The 21585-nt window shown below is 42.0% G+C and carries 24 protein-coding genes; 17 read left to right on the top strand and 7 right to left on the bottom strand.

Going from position 1 to position 21585, the window contains the following annotated elements; all coding sequences use genetic code 11:
• The first annotated feature begins 2 nt into the window (after nt 1-2).
• The 5 genes from Q0Y65_RS14125 to Q0Y65_RS14105 all read left to right on the top strand — a co-directional run bounded on the left by Q0Y65_RS14125 (nt 3) and on the right by Q0Y65_RS14105 (nt 3775).
• A complete protein-coding gene (locus Q0Y65_RS14125; RefSeq protein ID WP_297961191.1) occupies nt 3-1346 on the top strand; it encodes a nitrogenase component 1 in 1344 nt (447 codons plus the stop codon).
• Between the two features lie 11 nt (nt 1347-1357).
• On the top strand, nt 1358-1723 hold the full coding sequence (locus Q0Y65_RS14120; protein ID WP_297961187.1) for a NifB/NifX family molybdenum-iron cluster-binding protein: 366 nt from the start codon (nt 1358-1360) through the stop codon (nt 1721-1723).
• Nucleotides 1699-2574, top strand: coding sequence for a radical SAM protein (locus Q0Y65_RS14115; protein WP_297961184.1), 876 nt, complete (start codon nt 1699-1701; stop codon nt 2572-2574). Before Q0Y65_RS14120 ends, Q0Y65_RS14115 begins: the two co-directional genes overlap by 25 nt.
• Before the next feature lie 113 nt (nt 2575-2687).
• The gene (gene nifH, locus Q0Y65_RS14110) at nt 2688-3545 is read left to right on the top strand and encodes a nitrogenase iron protein (RefSeq protein WP_297961181.1); all 858 of its coding nucleotides are present in this window, start codon (nt 2688-2690) and stop codon (nt 3543-3545) included.
• A gap of 8 nt (nt 3546-3553) precedes the next feature.
• The gene (locus Q0Y65_RS14105; protein WP_297961178.1) at nt 3554-3775 is read left to right on the top strand and encodes a DUF1858 domain-containing protein; all 222 of its coding nucleotides are present in this window, start codon (nt 3554-3556) and stop codon (nt 3773-3775) included.
• Nucleotides 3776-4284: 509 nt separating this feature from the next.
• On the opposite strand, the gene Q0Y65_RS14100 is transcribed toward Q0Y65_RS14105, so the two are convergent.
• Nucleotides 4285-4740, bottom strand: coding sequence for an Rrf2 family transcriptional regulator (locus Q0Y65_RS14100; protein ID WP_297961175.1), 456 nt, complete (start codon nt 4738-4740; stop codon nt 4285-4287).
• A 272-nt stretch (nt 4741-5012) separates the two neighbouring features.
• Between Q0Y65_RS14100 and Q0Y65_RS14095 the strand changes: the two genes are divergently transcribed.
• The 4 genes from Q0Y65_RS14095 to Q0Y65_RS14080 all read left to right on the top strand — a co-directional run bounded on the left by Q0Y65_RS14095 (nt 5013) and on the right by Q0Y65_RS14080 (nt 7445).
• Entirely contained in the window at nt 5013-6191 is a 1179-nt protein-coding gene (locus tag Q0Y65_RS14095; RefSeq protein ID WP_297961171.1) for an ABC transporter substrate-binding protein, read from the top strand.
• 201 nt (nt 6192-6392) lie between these two features.
• Nucleotides 6393-6998: a hydrolase gene (locus tag Q0Y65_RS14090; RefSeq protein WP_295095425.1), complete on the top strand. Its 606-nt coding sequence runs from the start codon at nt 6393-6395 to the stop codon at nt 6996-6998.
• Nucleotides 6999-7011: 13 nt separating this feature from the next.
• The gene (locus tag Q0Y65_RS14085; protein WP_295095427.1) at nt 7012-7236 is read left to right on the top strand and encodes a hypothetical protein; all 225 of its coding nucleotides are present in this window, start codon (nt 7012-7014) and stop codon (nt 7234-7236) included.
• Between the two features lie 11 nt (nt 7237-7247).
• Nucleotides 7248-7445: a hypothetical protein gene (locus Q0Y65_RS14080; RefSeq protein WP_295095429.1), complete on the top strand. Its 198-nt coding sequence runs from the start codon at nt 7248-7250 to the stop codon at nt 7443-7445.
• Between the two features lie 216 nt (nt 7446-7661).
• On the opposite strand, the gene Q0Y65_RS14075 is transcribed toward Q0Y65_RS14080, so the two are convergent.
• From Q0Y65_RS14075 to Q0Y65_RS14060, 4 genes are read right to left on the bottom strand one after another with little or no spacing between them, the layout of a single operon-like run.
• Nucleotides 7662-8237, bottom strand: coding sequence for a zeta toxin family protein (locus tag Q0Y65_RS14075; RefSeq protein WP_297961218.1), 576 nt, complete (start codon nt 8235-8237; stop codon nt 7662-7664).
• Nucleotides 8206-8436: a hypothetical protein gene (locus Q0Y65_RS14070; protein ID WP_297961167.1), complete on the bottom strand. Its 231-nt coding sequence runs from the start codon at nt 8434-8436 to the stop codon at nt 8206-8208. Before Q0Y65_RS14070 ends, Q0Y65_RS14075 begins: the two co-directional genes overlap by 32 nt.
• A gap of 54 nt (nt 8437-8490) precedes the next feature.
• Complete coding sequence (locus Q0Y65_RS14065) at nt 8491-8988, bottom strand: hypothetical protein (RefSeq protein WP_297961164.1); 498 nt, start codon at nt 8986-8988, stop codon at nt 8491-8493.
• Nucleotides 8981-9238, bottom strand: a complete 258-nt coding sequence (locus tag Q0Y65_RS14060; protein ID WP_297961161.1) for a hypothetical protein — start codon at nt 9236-9238, stop codon at nt 8981-8983. The genes Q0Y65_RS14065 and Q0Y65_RS14060 overlap by 8 nt, the downstream gene beginning before the upstream one ends.
• Nucleotides 9239-10103: 865 nt before the next feature.
• Between Q0Y65_RS14060 and Q0Y65_RS14055 the strand changes: the two genes are divergently transcribed.
• The 4 genes from Q0Y65_RS14055 (at nt 10104) to Q0Y65_RS14040 (ending at nt 16326) form a co-directional block, all read left to right on the top strand.
• A complete protein-coding gene (locus Q0Y65_RS14055) occupies nt 10104-11234 on the top strand; it encodes a hypothetical protein (RefSeq protein ID WP_297961158.1) in 1131 nt (376 codons plus the stop codon).
• 65 nt (nt 11235-11299) lie between these two features.
• Complete coding sequence (locus Q0Y65_RS14050) at nt 11300-15151, top strand: SpaA isopeptide-forming pilin-related protein (protein WP_297961155.1); 3852 nt, start codon at nt 11300-11302, stop codon at nt 15149-15151.
• Nucleotides 15144-15983 (top strand): class B sortase, encoded by an 840-nt coding sequence (gene srtB / locus Q0Y65_RS14045; RefSeq protein ID WP_297961152.1) that lies wholly within the window; start codon nt 15144-15146, stop codon nt 15981-15983. The genes Q0Y65_RS14050 and srtB overlap by 8 nt, the downstream gene beginning before the upstream one ends.
• Before the next feature lies 1 nt (nt 15984).
• Nucleotides 15985-16326, top strand: coding sequence for a DUF3852 domain-containing protein (locus Q0Y65_RS14040; protein WP_297961149.1), 342 nt, complete (start codon nt 15985-15987; stop codon nt 16324-16326).
• Nucleotides 16327-16477: 151 nt separating this feature from the next.
• Here Q0Y65_RS14040 and Q0Y65_RS14035 read toward each other — a convergent pair whose 3' ends face one another.
• Nucleotides 16478-17503: a hypothetical protein gene (locus Q0Y65_RS14035; RefSeq protein WP_297961146.1), complete on the bottom strand. Its 1026-nt coding sequence runs from the start codon at nt 17501-17503 to the stop codon at nt 16478-16480.
• 287 nt (nt 17504-17790) lie between these two features.
• On the opposite strand from Q0Y65_RS14035, the gene Q0Y65_RS15815 reads away from it, so the two are divergent.
• From Q0Y65_RS15815 to Q0Y65_RS14025, 3 genes are read left to right on the top strand one after another with little or no spacing between them, the layout of a single operon-like run.
• Nucleotides 17791-18081: an RNA polymerase sigma factor gene (locus Q0Y65_RS15815; protein WP_363293571.1), complete on the top strand. Its 291-nt coding sequence runs from the start codon at nt 17791-17793 to the stop codon at nt 18079-18081.
• Complete coding sequence (locus tag Q0Y65_RS15810) at nt 18082-18348, top strand: sigma factor-like helix-turn-helix DNA-binding protein (protein ID WP_363293570.1); 267 nt, start codon at nt 18082-18084, stop codon at nt 18346-18348.
• On the top strand, nt 18332-19729 hold the full coding sequence (locus Q0Y65_RS14025) for a hypothetical protein (protein WP_297961144.1): 1398 nt from the start codon (nt 18332-18334) through the stop codon (nt 19727-19729). Before Q0Y65_RS15810 ends, Q0Y65_RS14025 begins: the two co-directional genes overlap by 17 nt.
• Before the next feature lie 175 nt (nt 19730-19904).
• On the opposite strand, the gene Q0Y65_RS14020 is transcribed toward Q0Y65_RS14025, so the two are convergent.
• Complete coding sequence (locus Q0Y65_RS14020; protein WP_297961141.1) at nt 19905-20075, bottom strand: hypothetical protein; 171 nt, start codon at nt 20073-20075, stop codon at nt 19905-19907.
• A gap of 103 nt (nt 20076-20178) precedes the next feature.
• Here Q0Y65_RS14020 and Q0Y65_RS14015 point away from each other — a divergent pair, with 103 nt between their 5' ends.
• Nucleotides 20179-21576: a DUF3991 and toprim domain-containing protein gene (locus Q0Y65_RS14015; protein ID WP_297961138.1), complete on the top strand. Its 1398-nt coding sequence runs from the start codon at nt 20179-20181 to the stop codon at nt 21574-21576.
• The last annotated feature ends 9 nt before the right edge of the window (nt 21577-21585 follow it).

Here is a 21585-nt window from a genome sequence, read left to right as displayed (position 1 = left end):
AAATGGCAGAAACAAAGACAAAAAGCGGCACGATAGTGCATCCCCATTACGGATGTACAGTTGGTGCGGCATATACAGTAGCAGCTATAAAAGGGGGAGTTCCCATTGCAAACTGCGGTCCGGGATGTATGTACAAGCAGTTCTTTCTTATCAGCTTTGATAACGGATTTCAGGGCTCAGCAGGTGCAGGCGGCGGAAATGTCCCAAGTGCAAACGTGGGCGAAAATGACATCGTTTTCGGCGGAGCTCAGAAACTTGACGACCTTATAAAGTCCTCGCTCGCGGTACTGAAAGGCGACCTCTATGTAGTCCTCACAGGCTGCTCGGGAGAGCTTATCGGTGACGACGTTGAAAGCGTTGTCCGTAAGTATCAGGAACAGGGATTTCCTATCGTTCACGCCGAAACAGGCGGCTTCAAGGGAACAAATATCACGGGACATGAGATAGTTGTGGAGTCTATAATTGATCAGTATGTAGGCGACTATGACGGTGAAAAGGAACAGGGGCTTGTAAATCTCTGGTTCGATGTTCCCTATTTTCATCAGAACTGGCGTGGCGACTATCTTGAAATTGTCCGTATACTCAAAGCCTCGGGACTTAAAGTCAACGTACTTTTCGGCCCTCAGAGCGGCGGTGCGAAAGAGTGGAAGAATATTCCGAAGGCACAGTTCAATCTGGTGATATCTCCGTGGGTAGGAGTAAAAACCGCAAAGCTTCTTGAAAGGAAGTACGGTCAGCCCTATCTGCACATACCCGAAATACCCATAGGTGAGGAAGCTACAACAGCATTTATTCGCAAGGTTGTGGAATTTGCAGGTATCAACAAGCGCAAGTCCGAGGCATTCATCAAAGAGGAATCACAGCTTTACTATTACTTCCTCGAACACTTCGCAGAATTCTTCTCGGAATACTGGTTCGGACTGCCCTCACAGTTTGCAGTCATAGGCGACAGTGCATACACTCTTGCCTACACGAAATTCCTTGCATCTCAGATAGGAATGATACCCGTAAAGCAGATAATCACGGACAATCCTCCGCCGAGATACAGGGAGAAAATAGCTGAATACTTCCACAATATCGCAGAGGATGTTTCAGTTGAACCTGAATTCTTAGAAGACGGTTATCTTGTGGAAGAATCATTGAGAACAGTAGATTTCGGCTCTGGAGTACCGCTTATCCTCGGCACTACGTGGGAAAGCGATGTTGCCGCCGAAAAGGGTGGATTGCTTATTGAAGTCGGACCTCCTACAACTGAGGAGGTAACGATAAACAAGACCTATATAGGCTACCGCGGAGCATTCACGCTCCTTGAAAGGATATATTCAGCCGCAGTCGGCGGTAAATAAGAGGTGATATTATGGCGTACAGAATAGCTGTCGCTTCAACAGACGGTATCGTCGTAAATCAGCATTTTGGTCATGCAGAGAGATTTCATATAATCGAAATAGACGATAACACATATAGATTTATCGGCACAAGGGAAGTTGAGCGTGTCTGTCAGGGACATTATCACAATGATTCGTCATTTGACAAGGTGATAGATGTACTCAGCGATGTTCACGCAGTAGTTGTGGCAAAGATAGGCTCAGGTGCTTCACAGCAGCTTGAAAGCCGCGGACTTACAGTCTACGAAGCACCGTTCCCTATTGAGCCGCTTATTGAAAAAATAATAGCCGACAGGCTGTGGGAGGTGGACGAATGGCGATCTCCTACGAAGAACTGACCGACAAGCACCCATGCTACGCACGAGGAAAGAAAGGTTCAACTGGAAGAATACATCTTCCCATAAGTCCCACCTGCAATATTGAGTGCCGATTCTGTGACAGGCGCATCAACGACTACGAAAAGCGTCCCGGTGTGGCTTCAACGGTGATAAAACCTGAGGATGCTATTGACGTTATAAAAAAATCGCTTGAACTCTGCCCTGCTATAAAGGTCGCAGGAATTGCAGGTCCGGGAGATACTCTTGCATCGGATTATGCACTCGAAACATTCCGGCTGATAAAGAAAAACTTTCCTGATCTTGTGAAGTGCATGAGCACAAACGGACTTCTCCTTGCAGAAAAAGCGGACGAGATAATAGCGACTGATATCGACTCGCTGACGGTCACAGTAAATGCCGTTGATCCCGAAATAGAGGCTAAACTCAATCGTGGTATCCTATATCACGGCAAGCACTATACAGGAGTCGAAGCGGCTGAGATACTCATAAAGAATCAGCTTGAAGGCATAAGGAAAGTCAGTGCGGCAGGCATTACTATAAAGGTGAATACAGTGCTTGTAATTGGCATAAATGATGAGCACATCGAGGAGATAGCGAAAACTGTAAAAGCAGCAGGCGCTTCAATTTACAACATTATCCCACTTATCCCTCAGAATGAACTGAAAGACTATCCAGAACCCACCTGCGCTCAGATTGAGGCAGTAAGGGCAAAGGCTTCAAAATACATAGATGTATTCAGGCATTGTCAGAGATGCCGTGCGGATGCTATCGGAGTTCCCGGTGAAAAGGACTACGGCGACCGGATATATTTAAAGCGTATCGCGCACAAGGATACATTTTCACACGGCTGACAGTTTCATGTCCGCAGGAACTTTATCCTGTACTGTACCGCTGCATTTCTCTGCTCGCGGCGGTACAGTTTTATCCTAATTATCAAATATACAAGAATGAAAGGTGAATAAAAATGGCTAAGGAAATAAGACAAATTGCAATATACGGAAAGGGCGGTATCGGTAAATCGACTACCACTCAGAATCTGACAGCAGGACTTGTTGAGAGAGGCAACAAGGTAATGGTGGTCGGCTGTGATCCTAAAGCTGACTCCACAAGACTTCTTCTCGGCGGACTTGCTCAGAGAACGGTTCTCGATACTCTCCGTGAAAGCGGTGAGGATATAGAGCTTGAGGATATCCTCAAGGAAGGCTACGGTGGAACACGATGCGTTGAATCGGGCGGTCCCGAACCGGGTGTAGGCTGCGCAGGACGCGGTATCATTACATCTATCGGACTTCTTGAACGTCTCGGTGCATATACGGACGACCTTGATTATGTATTTTACGATGTTCTCGGCGACGTTGTCTGCGGAGGTTTCGCAATGCCTATCCGTGAAGGAAAAGCAAAAGAAATATACATCGTTGCCAGCGGTGAGATGATGGCTCTCTATGCGGCAAATAATATCTCAAAGGGTATTGCAAGGTATGCAAAGCAGGGCGGTGTTCGTCTCGGCGGTATAATCTGCAACAGCCGTAATGTTGACCGTGAGCGTGAACTTGTAGCTGCTTTTGCAAAGGAGCTCGGTACACAACTGATACACTTTGTTCCTCGTGACAACGAGGTACAGAGAGCAGAGATTCACAAAAAAACAGTTATCGACCACAAGCCTGATGCAAAACAGGCTGACGAATATCGCGAGCTTGCAAAAAAGATAGAGGAGAACACACAGTTTGTTATACCGAAGCCCCTCTCTCAGGAGCGACTTGAAGAAATACTCTTTGAATACGGACTTTTTGATTCTATCAAGGAAAGTAATTATCACATCTGAGGTGTTCCATGAAAATAGATATCGACAGAGTTGAAACTGTGACTCCAAACACGCTTATAGGTGATCTTGTTCTCTTTCATCCCGAGACGGCAGACCTGCTTTTCAGCATAGGTCTGCATTGTCTGGGCTGTCCCTCGTCTGGCGTTGAAACTATCAGCGACGCGGCTGCTGTTCACGGACTTGAAACGGAAAAGCTTGTGGCTCAGCTTAATAATATCATAAAAAACTGACAGCATATAGCCTGCTTTTATAGCTTCCAATCAATCATTAGGATTGGACAAGCAGTAAAATACAGGTTATAATATATATACCCCCACAGGAAAGGAGCTGTACAAATGGTAACAAGTAAGAATTCCATACAGCACATTTTCCGCTCAGTGCTCATTTGTACAGAGCGGATGTGGAAAGCAGGACGATGTTGAACTGAACGTTCTTAAATGACCTTCCGTAATAATATGTGCCATAAGAAATATAAAAAGGTGTTGATCATGATGATAAAGAGTTCCATTAGCTTGCTGAAAAAACTGTTTGAAAACGATATGTATTTCATTAGTACAGAAACAGGGAATGTGGTGTTTCATCCCCGAACAGTTTCTAAAGATGACGTCATAACTGATACCGAAGAAGAATAACAATACCGCCCGGACTTTCATCAGGTCCGGGCGGTTTCATTTTGCATGTAAAAAATAAACGGGACAGCTGAAAAATCAACTGTCCCGATCAGGTATTGACCTTATTACTATACATGTACACATATAAATGAAATATCATCGTTGTATTTTTTTCGCTCATAGTAAATATCCGTAAGATCTTTTAAGGTCATACTTTGCGTATATTTGTGAAGGTAACTGGTCATAGGTCTCCAAAGGCACCTTTCTATTGCATCTGTTGCGTTCTGTTCCAGATCTTTGCTGAATTCCGACGATGCAAGTATGGAACTGTCAAGCGCATTCACAATCTCGTACAGAGTAATATCCCCAAGCTCGCGCTGTAACCTGTATCCTCCGCTTGAGCCCTTGACGCTGCTGATAAGGTTGGACTGTTTCAGAAGCGGAAGAATCTGTTCAAGATATTTGGCGGAAATATTATTTCTCCTTGATATTGAGTTGACTTTTACCGTATTTTCATTGTTTGCGTTTAAGGCTATATCAAGCAATGCTATGATACCGCATTCGACTTTTGTGGATATTCTCATTTTTTCACCTCGTTTATAATGATAATATCAGTTTAGCATATCATTGTCCGATTTTCAAGCTTTCTGAATATACGTTTTTTCTATTAATGCTAATGCATTTCATGTATTGGACATCTTAGTTTCCGTATGTTATGATAAATGCATAGAAAAAACAAGAGGTGATGATAATGAGAGATACACTATTCATTTTTAGTACGATGCGAATGCGATGTTGTACTGATTGATTAATGAGAAAAGAAATGATGAATAGAAAGGTCAAAAGGTGAAAAAAAATGAAAAATAACAGATTAAAGTTAATATCCGTAATTGCCGCTGCGGCATTGTTTACAGGTTGCTCGGGACTCAATGAGTCAAGCTCCTCAGAAAAGAGCGAAACTACTACTACAAGCCTCACAACAGCCGAGAATACAACTGAAAGTGCAGCAACATCCGAAAGCCCTTCTGAAAGTACAACAGAAACAGCTAAAGTTGAAATAGGTTCTCCCGAAAAGACCGATATCAACATCGGCTACCTGAACTCCACAGCACATCTTCTCGCATTTGTAGCAGCAGAAGAGGGCTACTTCAAGGAAGAGGGACTTAAAGTTACTCTTACCCAGTTTTCAAGTGCTTCTGAGCTCATAAACGGTATCGAATCCGACAAGCTCGATGTTGCTTTTATAGGTTCAGTTCCCACACTTACTTTCCAGAGTCAGGGACATGAGGTGTCGATATTCGGCGGTGCAATGACAAATGGTCACGGCTATGTTATCAAGTCCGAATTTGCTGACAAGGACGAGGCAGGCGTGGAAGTCCTCAAGGGTAGAAATGTCGCTTCAGTCAAGAACAGCGTACAGGACGCAGAGCTCCAGATACTGCTGAAAAATGCAAACATTGAGATAGGCGAGGGAGCTGACAAGGTCAATATCGTATATTTTGACAGCCAGAAGGACGCCTATGCAGCTCTCCTCAACAGTACTATCGACGCAGCTTCGGTATACTCACCCTATGCTTCGCTTGCAAAGTCGCAGGGCTATAAAGTAGTTTACTACTGCGCACATGAAAAAGCTCTTGAGAACCAGCCCTGCTGCCGTCAGGTCGCAAAGACTTCCGATCTCAGCAGCACTCCGAATACATTCATAGCAATTGAACGTGCATTCATTAAGGCATATCACTTTACTCAGTCCGACCATGAAAAAACTATCAAAGACGTCAAGAAGTACATCGACATTGACGAGGACTTCATTGATACAGAGGTTTACGGCGGATACAGCGTATCCAGTCCTGATCCTGACAAGAAGGGAACACTCACACTTAAAGATACTATCGTTGATCTTGGATATACAGAAGATTACGATATCGAATCACACTACAATACCGACATATACAAGAAGGCTCTCGACAGTATTTTAGCTGAGGGTTCAGATGACATTTACAAGTCATTGGAAGATCATTTCAACGAATTTGAATAACGGTAATTTTGAAACAGCATCGCAGGTGAATTGCTTGCGATGCTGTTTATTTCTGATCTTATTCATTGCTATACGTATGTTATTGACAAATCCACAATTACGATATATAATCATATTAAATACGTAGTTTTTATATGTATACTGTTGACTATAGAAAAAGCTCTGAAAAAAGAGACAAAATGACTTATGAGAGGTATAATTATGATAACAAGAAATGAAGCTTTTGAGCTGTTGAAAAAATACAACAAAGATCCATTTCATATTCAGCACGCTCTGACTGTTGAAGCAGTAATGAAGTGGTTTTCAAATGAGCTTGGATATGGAACTGAATCTGAATACTGGGGTATCGTCGGACTGCTCCATGACATTGATTTTGAGCTGTATCCCGAAGAACACTGTCTAAAAGCACCTGAACTGCTGAAAAACGGTGGAGTAAGCGAGGATATAATCCACGCAGTATGTTCTCACGGCTATGGAATAACAGTAGGCTGTGGCGTGACTATTGATGTAGAACCGATACACGAAATGGAAAAGGTTCTTTTTGCGGTTGACGAACTGACAGGTCTGATCTGGGCTGCTGCGCTTATGCGTCCGTCCAAAAGCACAAAAGATATGGAACTCAAATCTCTGAAAAAGAAGTATAAGAGTAAAGGCTTCGCCGCAGGATGTTCAAGAGAAGTAATTGAGCGCGGTGCTGAACAGCTCGGGTGGGAGCTTGACAAGCTGCTTACCATGACCTTGCAGGCAATGGCTGACAGTGAAGATATCATTAATGCTGAGATGGGTAAAGCAGGAGCGATTCTATAAAGGAGGCTGTTTTATGAGATCAATTCTGATTAAGGATACGACGCGTGAAGAACGTGAACAGATTATTAGAGAGTCACTTGACTGTGGCGGCGGAGGATGTGAAAACTGTTCATCCTGCTGGCTTGGCGGCGGTAGTCCATTTGGCATTTATCAGGATTATATTGACGGGAAACGCGAGATCAGCGAGATCAATAGGACGTATATGGAGCAATACCGCCAGAATCGGCTGATCAGATGAGGTGACTGCATATGGCAACAGCACCTGAAATATTCAATTCTACTGCCGAAGAACGCAGGAACTATGTCAAAGAAAGATTTCCATGTATTGCAGACTGCGATATGTGCGGGATATGCTCTGTATTTCACGGCAAAGATGCAGAAGTCGCATATGAGGCATACATTCGCGGAGAGCGCTCTTTTGAGGACGTTTCCATGGATTACAGATAAATCGTTTGACATAACATAAGAGAAAAGCCTCTATTACATAACTTGTGAAACTTCTGAAGTAGGGTATATTAGAAGAGGCGATTATGTGCGAAAGCTGGTTGATTTTTCAACTTGGTCGCTCGACCGACCAAGTTAGCGACCAAGATACCGACTAAGACGAAAAATGCTCAGGACTATTCCTGAGCATTTTGATTATATAGTTCTTTTTGATATAAATCATTGCAACAAGCGGAGTAGTTCTTCTTCACTCCAGAACTCATTAGAATAGATCGATATATCTTCCTTATGTTTTCTGATTATTCTGACAGGTTCAACTGTGTTATCATAAACATGGAGTATATCACAGAGTTCAATAAGATGCTTGATATTTGCTAAAGACTTGTAGTATCTTGAAACTATCTTATCTTTATCAACGTTGTGTCCGCCAGAAGCAACTCTTGTTTCAACACGAGATACATTTATCAGCGGATCATTTGTCAGTACGAATATACACTTTATAAAATAGCCGTTTTCTTTAGCTTTTCTAAGAATATCAAGTTTGTAGTGCGAAGATAATACAGTTTCAAAGGTGAAATCTTCCTTACTCTCAATTGCTTCGTATCTTTTCTTATCAGCAAAGACGGCTGCGTCTTCGTTGCTCATACCGGTAGCAGCTACGATTTCATCAGCGTTAGTGTATGTTCCGACTTTATCGAAATACTGAGTTATTGTACTTTTGCCTGAGCCGTTTGGACCGGCGAATACAAGTATCATAGGTTTTTTATTCAACATATCTTCTATTGCCTTCTGCATCCTCAATATATGCTCTCTTGGTTTCTATGTCATAGCGAGCAATGGGTTTCTTGCATACTTTGGCTTTTTCAAGTGCAGCTTTTACAGCTTCCTTCGCTCTGATATCCATGTCTTTATCTTCCTGAGAAAGCGTTTCTTGTTTTTCAGTATTATCAATGACCTTTACAGCCATACCGTTGATATTGATTACTTTAGACATAGAATCTCCTCCTTTGTGCAGTGATGTTTTTTTTATTATATCACAGAATGACTTTCAAATCAATAGTTTTCTAAGCAATTCCTGGTGCTTATCGACCTTCTTCACGATGTTATATCCGTCACCGCAGTAGAAGTCGATGAGCCATTCGCGGCAGGTTATAAGTCCTGTCTGCACTATTACCGAGCGGAGACTGCCTTTCACTATCCAGCGGTCCACGGCATTGGGAGTGTAGCCTGTTATGGCTGACACCTCTGTGATAGTCAGCACATCAGGCACATCGAACCACACATCGTTCAACTGTTCTCGGAAGTACTCCGGCGGTCGCTGCGGCTGAACTCTTTCCGCTGCGTTCTCAGTTCTTATTATATATTCGATAACGTCATCAAGCTTCACAGCGTATCGGCGAGTTTTATTGCAGTTATCAGTGCAAGGTATAGCTCCGCTTTGGAGGAGCCATGCACACTTCCGCTTGCTGATATGGAGTATCTTACGCAGCTGTTCTCCTGATAACACTTCGGGGAACTCATCGTACAGGTAGCTGTAATCACTCATCCTTGCCGCCTCGCTTTATCGAACGTGCAGGCTCATCATCGCAGTGCTCGAGCAGATAGTCGATGAGGTCATCCTTGCTCAGTATGTATCCGCCCTGATACACGAAGGAGCGAAGCTCGCCGCTGTGTATTAGCTCGTAGACTCTGTTCTTTCCAAGTGGAGACCACCTGGTGGCTTTTATCGGTGATAATATCTCGGGACATCTTCTGAGCATACGCTCTAATTCTTTACGTTTTTCTTCCTTGTTCATGGTCACTTTTTCCTTTCATTTTTGCTTTAGCTGCCTGAAATTTCTCGCAGTTTTCTCGCACTTTTCTCGCAAATTTCCGGATTCTCGCAGAAAAATGCTCAAAATCAGGGAAAAACGGCGTTTTTTTAAGACGATAAGTGACCAAATGGGAAGTTTTATAATTTGCTCGAAATCATGATGCCCCTTGAGGGACGTGGGTTCGAATCCCACCCACTGCGCCATATCTATGTTACAAAATAGATCCCAAGCCAAAAACTCCCGATTTTTCGGGAGTTTTTGCGTATCAAAAAGAAAAAATTTTTTATGTGTTACCGTAGATCCCAAACCGTAAAAATACGATTCGAACGCGCCAAAAAGCGTTATGAGAGCTGATACAAAGGCAGCTAGGAATAAAAGTACGGAAAAGCTCAGAAAATAGCCCAAAACCGAATATAGAATTTTTAACCGATTTCAAAGCCGATTTTGTTGGTTTCATACAGAAACCATACGAAGTCGGTTTTTTACAAATAATGAAAACACCTTTTGTTTTCAAAATATAATAGATTTCATCTTGACGATAAATTAATAAATGTTGAGAAAAATGTTTCTAAATGATTAACATTGTTTTTTTCGTGCCTCAGAATGCCATCTTATGCCAAATTTGTTGACAATCAATATTTATATGGTAAAATACAAATTAAGCAGAATCTTCTGTCATATTTACAATAATTTTAAAACTAACGTCTTTTATAACGGCTCTTAAATCTGATGCTATCAGATTGCTTAGTATCATAAAAACATTAAGGAGATGATATCTGATGTTTTGAATAATACTTCGAAGGGAAATGACTGTTATCACGAAAAAATAGAAAAGGAGATATTGATTATGGAGAATAGAATAAAAAAGGTATTATCTGTTTTGTCTGTTTTAGGAATACTTTCAATGAGTTCAAGAACAGCTTATGCTGCTGAAAGTGATGATCCTGAGCTTTATGAGTTAGCTTACTCTCTTGGTGCAGATAAAGACTACCTTGGAGTACCAAATTATTCCCATGATGATGAAGGTCGTCCGTTTAATAATGATTGTTATGTAGATTTTCTGCATCATTGTTCACTCCTTGAAGCTGCATATGCTCCTCAGGAAACATACCGTTCTGTTATATCCTCTGGTTCATGCATGGGAATATCAATTCTTGAAGTACTTGCTCATAACGGAGTAATAAAGCCTTCAGATATTCAGGAAGGAGCAGAGACTTTAAGTGAAATAACCCATAACGAAAGATCCGACAGGTATATAACGGATTATCAGTCGTTACAGGCTTATACATTGCTCGACAGCTATGAAAAGTATCTTTTAACATCAATGACTTATGAAGATCAGATAGATAGACTCATTGAAATTGCTGAAAGATGTATGAACGATGATAAATATTTTCTTATTACATTTAGGAACCAGAGTAGAGCACACGCTATATGCGGTATAGGAATCAAGGACGGCAGTTGGACTTTTAATGATACCAGTTACGATAAGTGTATTCTGACGCTTGATTCAAATGAACGGGATAAGGATAATAATAATGTTGCCGGAGGATTCAATAATCAGAGATGTATTTATATAAATTCTGAGACTAAACAGAGTTATATTCCTACTTATAATGTTTCCAGTGATGATGATCCGTATGTCCGTTTTTGTGCAATATGTGATGATACTAAGGCAAAAGCTGTGTATGAATATATGCGGCAGAACGGAAGCGGCACTTGTGTTAACCACGCCTGCAGAACATATGAGATATGTCATGATATAGGGATCGGGTGTTATATAGTATGGACGGACGCAGGTATGTACGGTCATACTGCGAATATCGTGAATGTGGACGGTATATGGTATGTTCTCGATACCAAGGGCGGATATTTCCTCGACTATAACTACTGCTTTACTGAGGTCGTTGATATTGACGGCAATCATATTGCAGACGGCAGTATCATCAGCGATATGAGCTATGATGAACTGCATTGACAATTAAATACATATAGTGAAAAGTCCGAGAGATCGGACTTTTTTCATTACAAAGGAGAATAATGATGTTCAATTTGAAAAAGAATATGAAAAGACTCGGCGCAGGGATAATGGCAAGTCTCTGCGCTGTTTCATTGTTCAGCACATCTATCGGCGGAACGCTTTCCGCGGGTGCTGCAATGACAACTGAAAATACAGCCTTCCCCACAGCCGATGAAGTAATCGCAGAAGCTGCCACTCTGCTTGGCTCTCCATACGGCTGGGGCTGTAAGGGATATTCGGGCATATATTATCAGGACAGCTACAGTCCTCTCGATCTCGACTATGTACGGAATCAGGGCGTTGACTGTTCTGGACTGCTTTACTATACGCTTACACACCTCGGCTATTCCACAAGCGGATTTTCGTGGAATAATCCTGTGCCTGTCGACACTCCCCACTGGCTGTCTGTGAACGATAACTGCACTATCACATACAACGGCATTACCTCAAAAATAGACGTTGAGAAGTCCAATATCCCATATACGGAGCGTCCCTATTGGGAATGTGCGGACGGCTCAACGATATCCGCAGGCTCTATGGTAATAGCTCAGAATCCATACGGCGAGGATCACTCGTGGATATATATGGGCGAGTTTGACAGCCGAAATGATGTTATCGCTTACCTTAAAAGTATAGGCGTTAATGAAAGCTATATCAGCAGCAGAACAGTCGGTGACGGAAACGGCGACGGCGGTACTCACTGGCGTATCGAATCCAACGGCTCGGAGGGCTGCGTTATCAATAACAGGACTGACGGAAAAAGCTCTACTGCGCTGAATATGTCAGCATTCCGTGTAACTCTGAATGACGTTAAGTTCACCATTACAAAGGTTCTCAGCACCGACAACAGCGTTAAGATAAACGGCATAAGCAGTATAGACGGCTCAAAGGCAGTATACGGCGTATATACCGATAAGAACTGTACACATAAGGTCGGAGAGATAACCATAGGAACTGACGGAACAGGCTCAATAAAGCTGCCCAATAAGCAGTATTACGTCAAGGAGATATCTGCGCCGAAAGGCTATGACCTTTCCTCCGATGTTGTGGCTCTGAAAGCAAACGGCAGCGTCAATGTTGAGGAAGATGTGACAAGCGGTAAGATAACAATAAATAAGACTGCCGAGGACGGCGTTGTTGCTGACCGCGAGTTTCGGATATCATGGACTGACAACGGAAAGAAACATTCAAAAACTGCTGTTACCGATGAAAATGGTATTGCGGAATTTGACGGGCTTCACGTTTATGATTTCAGCACCAAAGGCGCAATAAGCTATACGGTTTCCGAGGTCAATACCGACTCGAAATATGTAACTACAAAATCTCAGGACATAACCCTTACAAGCGGTAACGCTGACCTCACAGTCGGAGTTAAGTTTGAGAATCGCCTCAAGAAGTTCAAGGCAGAAGTAAAAAAGACTGACAGCGAAAATGTCAGCGCACAGGGCGATGCAACGCTGTCGGGAGCGACTTATGGACTTTACCGTGACGGCGAAAGGATCGCCACATATACAACAGACGAAAACGGTCACTTTATTACTGACGAGTTCATCTGCGGCAGCTATACGCTTCAGGAGCTTACGCCTTCAAAGGGATATCAGCTCAATGATACTATTTACAAGGTGGGCGCAGAGCCTCAGAATTATACCGTTGAGGTAAATCCTGTTGCTCTTACCGTTAACGAGGACGTTATAAAGGGAAAGGTCGCTCTCATAAAGCATAGCGATGATGGTACAACAGGTATCGAGACTCCCGAAAGCGGCTCAGAATTTGAGATATTCCTCAAGAGTGCAGGCAGCTTTAATAACGCAAAAGAAACCGAGCGCGACTATCTCACTACCGATGAAAACGGTTTCGCTCAGACAAAGGAGCTGCCCTACGGCACATATACCGTTCATCAGGTAACAGGCTGGAAGAATACGGAGTTTGTGGAAGATTTCGACGTTATCATTGACGAAAACGGTAAGACATACCAGTATATCCTTAATGATGCGGTTATCTCCGCAAACATACAGATAGTTAAAAAGGACGCCGAGACAGGCAAAGTGATCCCTGTTTCTGGCGTTGGCTTCAAGATATGGAGCGTTGACCGCAGCGAATATATTTCGCAGAACATTAACTATCCCGAAGAAACAACTCTCGATACCTTCTATACCAACAATAGCGGTACATTAATGCTTCCTAAAGAGCTTACTTACGGCGATTACAAGCTTCATGAAGTGAAAGCTCCAACAGGATACTTCCTCAATAACGAGCCTGTGCCTTTTACTGTTGACGGCTCTGAGAAAGTGATAACCGTTGAAAAGTATGATACTCCGCAAAAAGGAAGAATATCTGTTAGCAAGCGCGGTGACATCTTTAAGAGCGTGACTGCGGTATCTTCCGCATATGAAAATAAGGACGGAGAATATAACGATACTTTCACAACCTATACCCCTGTTTTTGCAGAAAGCGGCCTCTTCGGAGCTGAGTTTGAGGTAAGAGCCGCAGAGGATATCTATACCGCAGACGGTACTCTCAGAGCAAGCTACGGCGAAGTCGTTGCCGACCTTATTACAGACACAAACGGCTACGCTGTTACAGGAGAGCTTTATCTCGGCAAATATACAGTAAGCGAGAAGAAAGCTCCTGTGGGATTTGTGCTTAACAGCGAAGAAAAGCTCATTGAGCTTACCTATGCAGGACAGGAAGTCGCAGTCTCCGATGCAGTAAACAGCAGCTTCATCAATGATCATCAGGGCGTTGATATTCACCTTGAAAAGTTCATGGAGCATGATGAGAAGTTCGATATCGGTGATAAAGATGAGTACAAGAACGTCACATTCGGACTGTTCGCTGCGGAAGATATTACTGCCGCAGACGGTACTGTTATTCCCGAAAACGGCTTGGTGTCAACTGTAACTCTCAGCGAGGACATGACTGCTCACTTTAAGGAAAAACTGCCCTTTGCACGTTATTATGTACAGGAGATTGCAACCGATGAAAGCTATATGCTCAACGGAGAGAAGTATCTTGTAAACTTCAAGTACATGGGACAGGAGCATACCACAGTTGACATTGACTGCGGCACCTTTGTGAATAACCTCAAGCGCGGCAGCGTATCAGGCAAAAAGGTCAATGAAAAGGACGAGCCTCTTGAAAAGGCTTTATTCGGTCTTTTCTCAGCCGATACAACTGAGTTTAATGCTGAAAATGCATTGCTGACAACCGAGTCTGACAAGGACGGAAAGTTCGGCTTCACAGACATTCCATATGGTGAGTATATTGTTAAGGAAATCGCTGCACCCACAGGATATATCTTATCAGAAAAGCAGTATAAGGTCAATATTTCTGAGGACGGAGATGTTGTGGAGATAATCGCTGTAAATCGTCCAATTTCCGTTTCAATAAGCAAAACGGACATTTATGGTAAGGAACTCACAGACGCGAAAATGCAGCTCATAGATGTAAATGGTAAGGTCGTTGACGAGTGGACTTCAAGTGATGAGGCTCACATTATTTCAAATATTCCCTACGGCGGATACATGCTCAAAGAGATCGCCGCACCTGCGGGTTACGTTATTGCTACCGATATACAGTTCACTATAGATGAAAACGGCAACGTTACCGTTGATGGCGTTAAGGCTAACGCTTACAATTCAGACGGAGTCCCCTGCATAACAATGGTCGATAAGGCTGTTGATAAGCCTACCACTCCTCCGCCTACTGGCGATGCAGGAAGAGGTCCGCTGGGACTTGCAATGATAATTGTTGGTCTTTGCGGCGTTTTCCATGTATCCTACAAGTACAGAAAAATGACAAAGGGAAAAGATACGTTTGATAACGGGTATTCCGACCTTTGTCCCGACTTCGTAGAGGGCGCAGAGAATGAATAAGAAGAACATACTTCGCATAGCGGCGGCTGTTTCAGCCGCCCTCTTCTTAGGAGGCTTCTACTTCTATTTTAAGGACGATATTGCTCAGGAAAAGGCTGATAGTGAACTTCTTCCGTTCCGTCCGATAATGGTCTCACAGGGAACTCTTGATGAGATAACCGATGATCTTATGGAGACAACTGCGGCAGACGCAGCAGTAAATGTGAGCTATACAACTGCAAATAACACTTCTGTTACTGCTTCTGATACTATTCCAGATGAGGTGCGTCAGAGCCTTGTGGAGTCGGCACAGTCGCTGAACTCGGCATATCTCGATGCTATCGGTTGGCTGTACATACCAAATACGAACATATCCTATCCTGTTACTCAAGGCAGGGATAACGAATATTATCTTTCTCACGCCTATGACGGCAGCAGTTTCAAAGCAGGGACTATATTCCTCGACTGCCGCTGTGAGAATAGGTTTATGAATCCTGTGAATATCCTTTACGGTCACAGCATGAAAAACGGAACTATGTTTGCAGGAGTGCTGAATTTCGCAGAAAGCAGCTACTTTGACAGTCACAGATACGGCTGGCTAGCTACGCCCGAAACCGTATACCGTATAGACTTTTTCTCATGCGCCAAGACCGACTGTAACGATGAGCTGTATGACGGCAATACTCCGATATCGGAATGGATACCGCATATATGCGAAAAATCAGTAGTGCTGAAAGAAACAGACTATGCTGACAATGACAGGTTCATATCCCTGTCAACGTGCAGCTATGAATACCAAAATGCAAGGACTGTCCTCACGGGCAGACTTGTCGAAATGACTGGAGGTCGATAAATTGAAGAAAAACATCAAAAGAGCCCTCGCCTGTGAGCTTGCAGCAGTAATGACATTTATGAATTTCGCAGTAATGAACGCTCACGCCGAGGGCGACGTTGCAGGAGCTGTAGAAAGCACCTGGAATCAGGCAAAGGGGCAGATAAAGACCATTACAAACAATGTCATTTTCCCTGTTATAGACGTTGTGCTTGCTATATTGCTCTTCGTAAAGATCGGACTGCTTTATATGGATTACCGAAAGCATGGTCAGATCGAGTGGACTCCTGCGGCTATTATTTTCGGATGCCTTATATTTACGCTGACTGCACCGCTGTATATATGGTCTGTGGTTAATATTTGATACTAGTGCGATTATCGTGAAAATAAGATAATATTCTTCTCCCCGCTATAGTCATTTCTTATTTAGACTTGTTTTGGATTCTTTGAAAAAAAGCTCCGCATAATTGCGGAGCTCTGTGGATTATAACAAATGAAAAATATAACTATGGTCTTTATCGCAAACCAAGGAGCGTCTCCTGAATTGCAAGGGCGTCTCCGGAAGTTATGCCATCGTTTCCCGGATCACTATTGAATCTGCCCTGAGAAGAGATACGGTATTTATCAGGATTGGCAAGTGATTGCATTATCAATATTGCATCTGCCAGTTCAACTGTTCCGTCACAGTTTGAGTCTCCTGTTACTGAATTGATAAGATCGATGCTGTCAATTTTTAATGCTGGCGCTGTTTTTTCATTGATATAATATCCTCCGAAGATACCTGTTTCTTCCTTGACTTTCAGCGCAAAGTCGATCTGCTCTTCTATGGTCATGTCATCTGCTGGTACTACAGAGGCATTATATGCAGTAAATCCAAGCTCCTTATCCGTAAAGGAATCAAGTTCAATTGCAGAGCCTGGTAAAAGTGTTCCTGCCATTTCAACGAGCTTATTGTATTTTGTAAGCTGTTCCTCAGGTGATGTCCATTTGCCGGTATCATAATCATATGAACAGAAACCAAATTTACCTAAGAGTTCGTTACTGGTGCCGCCTTCACGGATTGAATAAAGATCTGAACTATAAACAAATTCTGTGATAAGCTTGCTTTCTTTCAACTTGGAATACAGTGCTTTCACATCGCCAACAGATATATCGTTATATATTCTGCATTCACATTTTATATCGTCATCTGTGAAGACCTTTCCGTTTATTCCAGCCTCCTGCATTGCATCAGAAAGAACTTTCCTGCCGTTACCATCGGGGATAGTTATATTCAATGCATCATAATCCTCTTTCATCAGCAGTTTAACTTCGCAGAATGTCTCGGAGTCCTCCGGTATCCTGATATACAAAGAATAATCTGATGGATAATTGGGATCATTTTCTGAAACATCAAACTCCGTTATGTAGGTATAGCCGTCAAGCTGTTTCTGGATAGCCTCAGAAGAAGCAGAAGGGATATAGATAGCGGAAACTGATAATGGTACAATTGACATTGCCAACACCGATAAAACTGAAATTCCTGTTATGAGTTTTTTCATAAAAACACTTCCTTTCAAAGATGATACACGAGTTGAAAATATTACAGAGTAGAGTTCGTTGACCTCTTTCTGTTCTTTGTAGTTTTTCTACGTTCATCTATTAGTCCTTCTACGGACGTGTTTTTTCGTAGCAATATTGAAAAAAAGCCCTGAATATGCTACAATTTGTACAGATGCTCAATTAATAAAAGAAAAAATTGGTAATAATGCTGTTTTTGATAAGCAAATACGAAAAAACATAGTGATGAACAGACTAATAACAGAAGGCCTTATAAGGGGGTGCTGCTGTGGACAACGGTGCGAGTAGCTACAACCGTTTCCTATCAGGTGATAAAAGCGGACTGGAAGAGATCATACGCTTATACAGTGACAGCCTGACTTTATACATATGCACACTTGTTGGAAATATAGATGACGCACGAGAGATCATGACTGAAACATTTATAAAGCTGTATATGAAAAAGCCTAAGTTTTCAGGGAAAAGTTTATTTAAAACATGGCTTTATTCAATAGCTCGTCATACGTCATATGACTATCTGAAGAACAAACAAAAATATCAGACATTATCTGAAGAATAAATGAAAGGTTTGCCAAGCCAGTACGATCTTGAAAAAGAACTCGATTACAAGGATGAAAGAAAAAAACTATATGAAGCGATCAATACGCTAAAGCCCGAGTATAAACAGGTTATTTACCTTATATACTTTGAAGGTTTTAATAATTCCGAAGCAGCTGAAATAATGAAAAAAAGCAAAAAACAAACCGGAGAACTTCTTTATCGTGCCAAATTATCTTTGAAAAAAGTGCTTGAAAAGGAGGGAGTATCTTATGAAGGATTATTATGAGAAAATATTTGATCTGGTTGTAAAAAAGGGAGATGAACGACTAAGACGTGAGAATGAAAAAAAGGTAGATCGTATGCGTATAACTTTTATTGTTACCGGTTTATGCGCTGCATTTATTGTTGGATTGGGTATATGGCATAACAATAATATAAAGAATCTCATTGACAGTGACATAGATGATACTGATATGATAATAGATCCTTCAATTAACGTTGTCACTTCTGTAACTACAAAGGAGGAAGATATTGTCGTCACCTCAACAAATGCTTCTTATGCTGCTCAGTCTACTACTTCTGTTGAAGTTACAAAGTATCCGGGGGCAAAAACCTCGGTTAGTTCCACCGTAACTTCAGATAACGCCACCAGATCTCATACAACAAGCAGACCTCAGAATGAAAAGAATGAACAGTCACCGGAGATCGTTACAACAGTAAAAATCACGGATGTAAGGATAAATGCTCCTGATTCTGAAACAATAAGCAGTAAATTCAGTGAAATCGTTAGTGACGGAATTAATTATAAGTTGCAGTATTCCGATATAAGCAGTTCAACTATAGGAACAAGGAGAAAAACGGTAGATATTACAAATGTTGATATCACAGAAAATAAAAGATATATTATCTCAGCGGAAATATATGATGTATCTGTTGAAAGCAGTGAGAAAATGATAGCTGTGAAATACAGCCAAAGTGATGAAGTATACTTGTATTATGCACTTTCAGATGACAAGTTCAGCATGGATTGGGTTAAGTTCAGTATGCCGTTTGATAAATATGAATCTGGATATGTATCTTGTGGTACTCAATGTGTTGCAGGTGAAAAAATCGGAGAATATCTTGAAAATGTAAGTTTAAACGGAAGAAATGATTTTACAAATGAAGATATATCTGTTTTGGGAAAAGTATATAGAATAAAAAATATTTCTTCTGACTGTGCATTAGCTGTAAGGTATGATAACGATGGTGAATACCATCTTTTCAGAAATATCATGTATCAACCTGAAACACTCGGGCAGCTTATCGACGATATGGATCTTGAAAACGAAATGGTAATAAACGGCGTGTATGTAAACGACAGCTTTTATAAAATAGAACCTTTAAAAGTATGGGATTACCTTCTTTATGATGACAACGCAGAAAGAAATGGTCAAGGGATGACTCCTGCTGATTATAGCGTTAGTGTGGATATTCCTGTTCTTGGAAGAAAAAATGTAGCAATAAACGTATATAGCAACGGACAGATCTCAACCAATATAGTCGAAAGAGTTGCTTCTTTCAATATAGGAAAGAAAAATGCAGAGAATTTCTTTGAATATGTTAATCAATATGGCATCAAATCGGGAAAACAGGAAAATGATAATAGTATGTCTATTGAAGAATAGATGTAAAAATAAGAATTCTTATGAATTATAATTCAAAACATTGTTTTATCAATACGTGTGTAGCGTTTTGGGGACGAAGTTGATAATGATTATAAAGATAAAGACTATGACCAATAACGTTGACTGTCTAATCTTCAAAGTAAAGCCATTCCTTTTGGAATGGCTTTACTTTTGGTCATTGCATTATAACATTAATGATAATTCCTAATAATTGCGCTGATACAACTATTCTTTCGCCATAAAGCATTTTGCATTTCTTGCAGAAAAAGTCAACAGCTTCATGAGTGCCTGTTGCATAAGCGAAGCAAATTATTGCAAATGCAATCGCTTTTCTTTTGAAATCCATAAAACAACCTCCTTTTTTGAATTAGCTTAATATTGAATAAGCCAAACTTATAGAAGGTTGATATTTTGTTAACAATGTTCCTTTGAGATCTGGAGGTGATAATATGACCTACATACCATTTACAGAAGAACAAAAGCAGACTGCAAATAACGTAGAATTAGCCGAATTTTTGCGTATGCGCGGCGAAAAGCTTGAACGTGCAGGACGGGAATACAAGCTCATATATACCGACGGCGGCGGTAAGCATGACAGCATAACCATATCTGATAACAGGTGGTTCGACCATAAGGCTCAGACAGGCGGTGGAGCTATAAAGTTCATGCAGTATTTCTATGGTATGAGCTTCGCCGACGCGGTGCAGAGTCTGCTCGGGTATTCGGTAGAGCCACAGCAGCACAGTCCTCCGAATAAAACGGAGACAGTAGAAAGAAAAAAGGAATTTGAGCTCCCAGAAGCTAACGAGGATATGCATAGGGTGTACGCTTATCTCATAAAACAGCGGCATATTGCTCCTGAGATAATCACCCACTTTGCAAAAGCACATAAGCTGTATGAGGATAAGGATCATCATAATGTGGTGTTCGTCGGGCTTGATGAGAATGGCGTTCCGCGGCAGGCAAGCAAACGCTCTGCAACTACTTTCGGGAACAGCTTTAGAATGACTGTGGGCGGCTCTGACACCAGATACAGCTTCGGTCATTTCGGTACTTCAGACAGGCTGTATGTCTTTGAAGCCCCCATTGATATGCTCAGTTTCATAACGTTGTATCCAGATAACTGGCAGGAACACAGCTACATAACCCTTAACGGCGTATATGAGCATCCGCTGATAGGTGCGCTTGAAACCCATGAAAATTTATGGCAGATATGCTTCTGTACAGATAATGACGAGGGCGGTATTGACGGATATGAGCGGCTCAGGGATATTCTGACAGATAAGGGATATACGGATATACAGAGGTGTGCTCCCGAATACAAGGACTGGAACGAGAAGCTCAGGGCATTGAACGGTGATGACGCGCTCCCTGCCGTTCCACACTTCCGAAAGAATAAGTATTATGAGATAGCCGAAAGTCTCAGAGAACTGACCTTCAACCCATACGGCTTTATGAATGAGCTGAGAAAGGCATACAGAAGCGGAGATACAGATTTTATGACCGAGCTTGCAGTAACAGGCTCGGTTTTCTATTTACAGCAGGCAGGGTATAAGAGCGATTTTAAGGGGCTTTGTGTGAAACTGAGGAAAGAGTACAGAGCGTATGCCGACAAGGGCAGAATAGGGCAAAAACGGCGCGATATGAGCAATATTTTCAAGGCGGTGGAGAGCGATTTCAGACAAACGGCACGAACAAGGGAGCAGTCTGTCCAGACGGCGAAACTGCTGTATCAGCTTGCAGATTCGGCTATAAGAGTTGCTGTTGAAGAATGCCACATGGCACACGAACAGGAGCAGAGCGAAGGTCAAGCCGAGGAAGCTGAAGCGGTCATGGCTTTCGGCTAAGACAACACC

The sequence above is a fragment of the uncultured Ruminococcus sp. genome (assembly GCF_947301925.1).
Lineage (GTDB): Bacteria > Bacillota > Clostridia > Oscillospirales > Ruminococcaceae > Ruminococcus.
Note: the sequence above shows the minus strand (reverse complement) of the source record. Positions and strands in the feature narration are given on the sequence as shown.

Bases quoted from the DNA above. Each gene is read 5' to 3' on its own strand.
- Q0Y65_RS14125 (WP_297961191.1), top strand. From the start codon at position 3: ATGGCAGAAACAAAGACAAAAAGCGGCACGATAGTGCATCCCCATTAC.
- Q0Y65_RS14120 (WP_297961187.1), top strand. From the start codon at position 1,358: ATGGCGTACAGAATAGCTGTCGCTTCAACAGACGGTATCGTCGTAAAT.
- Q0Y65_RS14115 (WP_297961184.1), top strand. From the start codon at position 1,699: ATGGCGATCTCCTACGAAGAACTGACCGACAAGCACCCATGCTACGCA.
- nifH (WP_297961181.1), top strand. From the start codon at position 2,688: ATGGCTAAGGAAATAAGACAAATTGCAATATACGGAAAGGGCGGTATC.
- Q0Y65_RS14105 (WP_297961178.1), top strand. From the start codon at position 3,554: ATGAAAATAGATATCGACAGAGTTGAAACTGTGACTCCAAACACGCTT.
- Q0Y65_RS14100 (WP_297961175.1), bottom strand. From the start codon at position 4,740: ATGAGAATATCCACAAAAGTCGAATGCGGTATCATAGCATTGCTTGAT.
- Q0Y65_RS14095 (WP_297961171.1), top strand. From the start codon at position 5,013: ATGAAAAATAACAGATTAAAGTTAATATCCGTAATTGCCGCTGCGGCA.
- Q0Y65_RS14090 (WP_295095425.1), top strand. From the start codon at position 6,393: ATGATAACAAGAAATGAAGCTTTTGAGCTGTTGAAAAAATACAACAAA.
- Q0Y65_RS14085 (WP_295095427.1), top strand. From the start codon at position 7,012: ATGAGATCAATTCTGATTAAGGATACGACGCGTGAAGAACGTGAACAG.
- Q0Y65_RS14080 (WP_295095429.1), top strand. From the start codon at position 7,248: ATGGCAACAGCACCTGAAATATTCAATTCTACTGCCGAAGAACGCAGG.
- Q0Y65_RS14075 (WP_297961218.1), bottom strand. From the start codon at position 8,237: ATGCAGAAGGCAATAGAAGATATGTTGAATAAAAAACCTATGATACTT.
- Q0Y65_RS14070 (WP_297961167.1), bottom strand. From the start codon at position 8,436: ATGTCTAAAGTAATCAATATCAACGGTATGGCTGTAAAGGTCATTGAT.
- Q0Y65_RS14065 (WP_297961164.1), bottom strand. From the start codon at position 8,988: ATGAGTGATTACAGCTACCTGTACGATGAGTTCCCCGAAGTGTTATCA.
- Q0Y65_RS14060 (WP_297961161.1), bottom strand. From the start codon at position 9,238: ATGAACAAGGAAGAAAAACGTAAAGAATTAGAGCGTATGCTCAGAAGA.
- Q0Y65_RS14055 (WP_297961158.1), top strand. From the start codon at position 10,104: ATGGAGAATAGAATAAAAAAGGTATTATCTGTTTTGTCTGTTTTAGGA.
- Q0Y65_RS14050 (WP_297961155.1), top strand. From the start codon at position 11,300: ATGTTCAATTTGAAAAAGAATATGAAAAGACTCGGCGCAGGGATAATG.
- srtB (WP_297961152.1), top strand. From the start codon at position 15,144: ATGAATAAGAAGAACATACTTCGCATAGCGGCGGCTGTTTCAGCCGCC.
- Q0Y65_RS14035 (WP_297961146.1), bottom strand. From the start codon at position 17,503: ATGAAAAAACTCATAACAGGAATTTCAGTTTTATCGGTGTTGGCAATG.
- Q0Y65_RS15810 (WP_363293570.1), top strand. From the start codon at position 18,082: ATGAAAGGTTTGCCAAGCCAGTACGATCTTGAAAAAGAACTCGATTAC.
- Q0Y65_RS14025 (WP_297961144.1), top strand. From the start codon at position 18,332: ATGAAGGATTATTATGAGAAAATATTTGATCTGGTTGTAAAAAAGGGA.
- Q0Y65_RS14020 (WP_297961141.1), bottom strand. From the start codon at position 20,075: ATGGATTTCAAAAGAAAAGCGATTGCATTTGCAATAATTTGCTTCGCT.
- Q0Y65_RS14015 (WP_297961138.1), top strand. From the start codon at position 20,179: ATGACCTACATACCATTTACAGAAGAACAAAAGCAGACTGCAAATAAC.